Raw genomic sequence first — 6341 nt, 5'->3', positions numbered from 1 at the left:
TCGACGCCCCCGGTGACCCCGCCGGCCCCGGCCGCGCCCCCGGCCCCCGCCGCGCCCGCGCCCGGCGCCGGCAAGATCAACCTCGACAAGGGCCGCGTCAGCCTCCAGAAGAACCAGACGGTGTCCCTGGTCAAGGGCGGCCGCCCGCTGATGGCCCAGGTCAAGATGGGTCTCGGCTGGGAGCCGGCCTACCGGGGCAAGGACATCGACCTGGACGCCTCGGTCATCGCGTACGGCCCGCAGCGCAACCACATCGACAGCTGCTACTTCGGCAAGCTTTCGATCGTGAACGGCGCGATCAAGCACTCCGGCGACAACCTCACCGGTGAGGGCGGCGGGGACGACGAGGTGATCGTCGTCGACCTGGGCCGTCTCCCCCAGGAGGTCACCGGCCTGGTCTTCACGGTCAACTCCTTCTCCGGCCAGAAGTTCACCGAGGTCGCCAAGGCCTACTGCCGGCTGATCGACGCCGCGACCGGCGAGGAACTGGTCCGCTTCGACCTGACCAACGCCCAGCCGCAGACCGGCGTGATGATGGCCAAGCTGATCCGCCAGTTCTCCGGCGAGTGGGACATGACCGCCATGGGCGACTTCGTGAAGTCCCGCACGGTCCGTGGCATGGTGAAGCCGGCGGCGCAGGCGCTGTAGGCCCCGCCCATCCCGTCCACGAGCGAGGGTCCCGCACCACGGTGCGGGCCCCTCCTCGACCCCGATCCCACGATCTTCGGATCTCCCGATCCCCCGGGAACCGTTAGGCCGCCGCCCACGGCCAGTCGGCGTCCCGCGCGCTCTCCAGGAGCGGCACCATGCGGAAGGCCGCGTCCTAGAGCCCGCCGAACGTGTGCCGGTTCCGCTCGCCCGACGGCCCGTGACCCGCCCGGTACCCGGCCAGGTTCCAGGTGTACACGAGCACGTGGGCCGGGACCTGCGCGGTCGGGTCCCCGTGGCGGTGGTGCGTGTACTGCTCGTCCGTCACGATCAGCACCCGGTCGTGCTTCTCATAGTGCCGGCGCACCGCGTCGGTCGTGTCCGTGCCGCCCAGATCGCCGAAGCGCTCCAGGACCTTCAGCACCGACTCGCCCTTGCGCAACTTCACGGGCACGCTCGTCGAGCCGAACCCGACGAGGTCCACGTCCGCCGCCCGCACCGCGAGCGCCGTACCGAAGACCGCCGCCGCGTCGGCCGAACTACCGCGAACGCGCAACCTCCACCGGGTCGGAGATCCTCGCCGCGACCTGGGCTGCCACCTCGTCCGAGACACCGGCCCCGTCGAAGTTCCGGAGATCGCGGACGAGGCCCATCGCGCCCAGGACGGGAAGACCGCCTCCCAGGCCGCCCGGTCCCTCCCGTGGCGGTGGGGTCAGAAGCGTGCCGGGTGGGTGGCGGGCGCGGTGGTGCGGCCACACCGTCGCGCCTCCGCCTGAACACCGGCTGAACGCCGGACGACGTCGGCACCTCCGCTTCCGTGAACCGCCGTCGCCGCTCCCGTCACCCCCGCTCACACCGTTCGCTCACCCGCCCTGCTGCGACCGCGCCTTGAACGCGGCCTTGCGCGCCTCCTTGGCCACCTTCTTGTCGGGGTGCAGGCGCCCCATGGCCTCCAGGACGTCCGCGGTGGCCGGGTGGTCCACCCGCCAGGCCGCCCCGAAGAAGCCGCTGTGCTGGCGCGCGAGGCCCTCGACCAGCGCCTGGAGCTCGTCGGAGTTGCCCTCGGCCGCCAGCTGCGCGGCCACCGTGTCGACGGTCAGCCAGAAGACCATCGCCTCGGACGGCGCGGGGACGTCGGGGGCGCCGTGCTCGGTCAGCCACACCCGGGCGAGGCCGCCCAGTTCGGCGTCGTCGAGGACCTCGCGCAGCGCGGGCCCCGCCTCCGGGCCGACCAGGGTCAGCGCCTGCTGGCAGCGCAGCCGGCGCAGCGGCGCCCCGGGGTCCGCGCCGCGTGCCGCCGCCAGCAGTTCCCGTGCGGCGTCGAGGGGGGCGCGGCGGGCGAGCCACTGTTCCGTCTCGGCCCGCGCCGCCGCCTGCGGGAAGCCGGCCGTGCCGTCGAGCAGCGCGTCGGCGCCCTTGTCGGCGAGGTCGCCCACGGCGGGCGCGGCGGCGCCCGACTCCAGCAGCCGGGCGCGCACGCCGTACAGGCCGAGCGGGGTGAGCCGCACCATGCCGTAGCGGGTGACGTCGGTGTCGTCGAACGGCTCGGCGGGCTCCTGGGCCGGGCCCGCGTCCTCGGCCTCGTCGACGTCCACCATGAGCGCCTCGTCGACGGGCTGGTACTCGACGAGACCGGCCGGCTCCAACAGCCGGAACTGGTCGTCGAGCCGCATCATCGCCTCCGACACCTGCTCCAGCACGTCGTCGGTGGGCTCCCCCATGTCGTCCGGCACGATCATGGAGGCGGCGAGGGCCGGGAGCGGCACGGGCTGGTCCCCGGGCGCGTCCTCGCCGACGGTCAGCAGGTAGAGGTTGCCGAGCACCCCGTCGAGGAACCGGGCCTCCGCCTCGGGGTCCCAGTCCAGTCCGGACAGGTCGAGCGTGCCGCCCTCGTCCAGGGCGTCCACGAGGTCGTCGAGGTCGGGCACGGTCGCGTCCGCCAGTACGGTCTCCAGTGCGGTGAGCCAGACGCCCAGCACGTCCTGCGGTCCGCCGGAGGTGAGGGTCCGCAGGTCGGCGCCCGCGGTGACGGTGCCCCGCTCCTCGTCCACGACCTCGACGAGCCCCGTGTCGACGGCCACCCGCCAGGCCTCGCTCGCGAAGGCCGCCGCGTCCTCCCCGGTGAGCTCCAGCTGCTCGGCGGCGGCGGGCAGCTGTTCCTCGACGAGTTCGCCCCCGGCGCCGACGCGGGTCTCCGGGCCGGCCCAGCGGGCGAGCCGCGCGGCCCGGGAGAGCAGGGGGGTGGCGAGCGCGTCCCGGGCCAGCTCCGCTTCGGAGTGGAGCCGCACCGGCGGCAGGGGGGAGCTGTCTGACATCGGCTGGTTTCTCCTCGGGAACGAGCGCGGCGTGCGATCGGGCGGGCAGCGGCCCAGCCTAGACGGATTTCCACCCATGCCGCCCGGTTCCGTTCCGCGGCAGCGGCGGCACCTGGCCGAAACCTTGACAAGTGACGTGAGCACGCAGGAGATTGACGCGCGTAGAGCACACCGGGGGTCCGTGGGGACCGCGAGCGGACGGAGGGGCGGGGCAGACACCGGAGCACGATTCCCGCGCAGTTGTCCGCCAGTTCTTCCGTGCGTCACCCCCGCCCCACCGGTCGCTCCCACGCTTGGCCCACTTCCCCGCCCCGTCCCGGCGCCCACGCACGCCCTGCGCCCACGCACGCCCTCGAAGGGATCTTCCGTTGCCGAGCAAGCACACCGCGCGCCTCAGTGCGCTGACCGTCGCCGCCGTCTGTTCGGCGGTGTCCACCGTGCTGGTCACCGCGCCCGCGCAGGCCGACGCCGCCCCGCGGGCCGGCTCCGTGCGCATCCACGACATCCAGGGCAGCACCCGGATATCCCCGCTCGCCGGGCAGCAGGTCGCCGACGTGCCCGGCATCGTCACGGGCGTACGGACCTACGGCTCCTCCCGCGGCTTCTGGTTCCAGGACACCCGGCCGGACGACGACCCGGCCACCAGTGAGGGCGTCTTCGTCTTCACCTCCACCACGCCCACCGTCGCCGTCGGCGACTCGGTCACCGTCTCCGGCACGGTGGCCGAATACGTACCGGGCGGCGCCTCCTCCGGGAACCAGTCCCTCACCCAGATCAGCCGCCCGACGGTGACCGTGCTCTCCAGCGGCAACGCGGTCCCCGCCGCGAAGGTGATCGACGCGAGGTCGGTGCCGAGCGCGTACGCCCCGGAGGGCGACCCGGCCGCCGGCGGCTCGGTGAACGGCCTCACCCTGCGGCCGAAGAAGTACGCCCTGGACTTCTACGAGTCCCTGGAGGGCATGAACGTCGAGGTGGCCGACGCCCGTGTGGTCACCGCCACCGACCCGTACACCGAGCTGTGGGTCACGGTGAAGCCGTGGGAGAACCGCACCTGGCGCGGCGCCACCGTCTACGGCTCGTACGAGGACCAGAACACCGGCCGACTCCAGATCCAGTCGCTGGGCGCGGCAGCCGACTTCCCCGACGCCAACGTCGGTGACGCCCTGAAGGGCCGCACCGAGGGCCCGCTGGACTACTCCCAGTACGGCGGATACACGCTGGTCGCGAACCAGCTGGGCGAGCTGAGGTCCGGCGGCCTGGAGCGCGAGCGCACCCGGAAGCAGCTGTCCGGCGAACTCGCGGTGGCGACGTACAACGTCGAGAACCTGGACCCGTCCGACTCCACCTTCGCGGCCCACGCCGCAGCGATCGTGGACAACCTGCGGTCGCCCGACATCGTGGCCCTGGAGGAGATCCAGGACGACGACGGCGCCACGGACAGCGGCGTGGTCGACGCCGACGTGACCGTGGAGAAGCTGATCGGGGCCATCGAGGCCGCAGGCGGCCCGGCGTACGAGTGGCGTTCGATCTCGCCCGAGGACAAGGCGGACGGCGGCGAGCCCGGCGGCAACATCCGCCAGGTGTTCCTGTTCGACCCCGAGCGGGTCTCCTTCACCGACCGCGCCGGCGGCGACGCCACCACGGCCGTCGGCGTGCGGAAGGTACGCGGCGAGGCCCGGCTGACCGCCTCCCCCGGCCGGATCGACCCGGCCGACGCCGCCTGGGAGAACAGCCGCAAGCCGCTCGTCGGCGAGTTCGTCTTCCGTGGCGAGACGGTCTTCGTGGTCGCGAACCACTTCGCGTCCAAGGGCGGCGACCAGCCGCTGCACTCCCCGTACCAGCCGCAGACGCGCAGCTCGGAGACGCAGCGCCACCTCCAGGCGAGTGCGGTCAACACGTTCGTCAAGCAGATCCTGAAGGCGCAGAAGAACGCGGACGTCGTCGTCCTCGGTGACATCAACGACTTCGAGTTCTCCCGCACCACCCAGCTGCTGGAGAAGGACGGCGCCCTCTGGTCGGCGATCAAGTCGCTGCCGAGGAGCGAGCGGTACACGTACACCTACCAGGGAAACGCCCAGGTCCTGGACCAGATCCTGGTCAGCCCGTCGATCCGGTGGTCCCTGGGCCGGAGCTACGACAGCGTGCACATCAACTCGGAGTTCCACGACCAGATCAGCGACCACGACCCGCAGGTGCTGCGGTTCCGGCCGTAGGGTCCCGTTCGACCAGGCACGAGGACCACGGCACCCGCACGGGCACCGTGGTCCTCGGACGACCGGGGCGGACCTCAGTTGCGGCGCCACAGGTAGACGCCCACCGCCACGGCGGCGGCCACGCCCACGGCTCCCGCCACCGCGGCCATGGGCACCCGTTCGCGCACCGTCCGCACGGCGTACGAGGCCGAGCCCTTCAGGTCCGCCATCTGCGCCTGGGCGCGGGCCTTCACGTCGGCCTTGGCGGCGAGCTCCTCGACCGTGTCCCCGAGCGCGGCCCGGGTCTCCTCGATCTGCCGGCGCAGCTCGTCGGGGCCCTTGGCCCCCTCGTGGCCCTGCCGGGCCGCCGAGCCGGGAGTACTGGATGTACTGGTCATCGGTGCGCCCTCTCCTTTATCTCCTCGACGTCGGCCTTGACGCTGTCGATGGTCCGTTCGGGCATGGGCGGGGTGGCCCGGCGCAGTTGAGCACGGCCCATCATGGCGAGCACGCCCGCGATGACGAACAGCACGCCCGTCACGATGAGCGCGGCCGCCCAGACGGCCAGCACCAGCGAGAGTGCGGCGACTCCGGTGCCCGCGAGGGCCATCAGCCCGACGTAGGCGACGGCGCCCGCCCCGCCGAGCAGTCCCCCGCCCCGGCCCGCGCGCTTCCCCTTCTCCGTCAACTCCTCCTTGGCGAGGGCGAGCTCCTGCCGTACGAGCAGGGAGAGCTGCTCGGTGGCCTGCCCGACCAGTTCGCCGACGGAGTGGTGCGCGTCCGCCACCGGCCGTGCGGCACGCTGCCCGTCCACGGCCGGCTGCGCGGGCCTGCTGTCCAAAGTCCCGGTCACTGTGTCCCGCCTCCTCTCGATGGGGTCACTCGGGTACCCGGCCCGGCAGGCGCTACCCCTGCCCGGGCGCGCCCCGCGGCGGTGTCCCGGGGCCGTTCTCGCCGAGCCCCGCCAGTCGGGTCTGGAACCAGTCGAGCCGCGCCTGCAGCAGCGCCGCCTCGGCGACGAGCTCGGGCAGCCCCGTGCCGTCCGGCGCCGCCGTCCCGCCGGTCGGTCCACCGGCGCCCGGCAGCCGCGTACCCGTGCCCGTCCGCACCTCCAGGCCCGCTCCGGCCAGCCGTGCGAAGGCGGCCGGGGACACCGCCGGACGGCTGCGGAGGCAGGCCGCGCAGG

At 73.3% G+C, this 6341-nt stretch carries 5 protein-coding genes and 2 pseudogenes; 2 read left to right on the top strand and 5 right to left on the bottom strand.

Annotated elements, in window-relative coordinates; all coding sequences use genetic code 11:
• Positions 1-648, top strand: a 648-nt coding sequence (locus tag UW392_RS10775; protein ID WP_320774698.1) for a TerD family protein, incomplete at its 5' end; no start/stop codon positions are given.
• A gap of 103 nt (positions 649-751) precedes the next feature.
• Here the strand turns inward: UW392_RS10775 and UW392_RS10770 are convergent.
• A pseudogene (locus UW392_RS10770) lies at positions 752-1342 on the bottom strand (TROVE domain-containing protein); the annotation flags it as partial.
• A 169-nt stretch (positions 1343-1511) separates the two neighbouring features.
• Positions 1512-2963, bottom strand: a complete 1452-nt coding sequence (locus tag UW392_RS10765; RefSeq protein WP_320774697.1) for a hypothetical protein — start codon at positions 2961-2963, stop codon at positions 1512-1514.
• A gap of 368 nt (positions 2964-3331) precedes the next feature.
• On the opposite strand from UW392_RS10765, the gene UW392_RS10760 reads away from it, so the two are divergent.
• Positions 3332-5176 (top strand): endonuclease/exonuclease/phosphatase family protein, encoded by a 1845-nt coding sequence (locus UW392_RS10760; protein ID WP_320774696.1) that lies wholly within the window; start codon positions 3332-3334, stop codon positions 5174-5176.
• A gap of 74 nt (positions 5177-5250) precedes the next feature.
• Here UW392_RS10760 and UW392_RS10755 read toward each other — a convergent pair whose 3' ends face one another.
• The 3 genes and pseudogenes from UW392_RS10755 to UW392_RS10745 all read right to left on the bottom strand — a co-directional run.
• A complete protein-coding gene (locus tag UW392_RS10755) occupies positions 5251-5553 on the bottom strand; it encodes a DUF3618 domain-containing protein (protein ID WP_320774695.1) in 303 nt (100 codons plus the stop codon).
• On the bottom strand, positions 5550-6008 hold the full coding sequence (locus UW392_RS10750) for a phage holin family protein (RefSeq protein ID WP_414495911.1): 459 nt from the start codon (positions 6006-6008) through the stop codon (positions 5550-5552). Before UW392_RS10750 ends, UW392_RS10755 begins: the two co-directional genes overlap by 4 nt.
• Positions 6009-6060: 52 nt before the next feature.
• Positions 6061-6341 (bottom strand): annotated as a pseudogene (locus UW392_RS10745) (hypothetical protein); the annotation flags it as partial.

Source organism: Streptomyces sp. CRN 30, from assembly GCF_034105845.1.
The sequence above is the reverse complement of the archived record's forward strand: the minus strand, read 5'-3'. Positions and strand labels throughout refer to the sequence as shown.

What these genes read in the sequence shown, in the direction of transcription:
- UW392_RS10765 (WP_320774697.1), bottom strand. Translation starts at nt 2,963, where the DNA reads ATGTCAGACAGCTCCCCCCTGCCGCCGGTGCGGCTCCACTCCGAAGCG.
- UW392_RS10755 (WP_320774695.1), bottom strand. Translation starts at nt 5,553, where the DNA reads ATGACCAGTACATCCAGTACTCCCGGCTCGGCGGCCCGGCAGGGCCAC.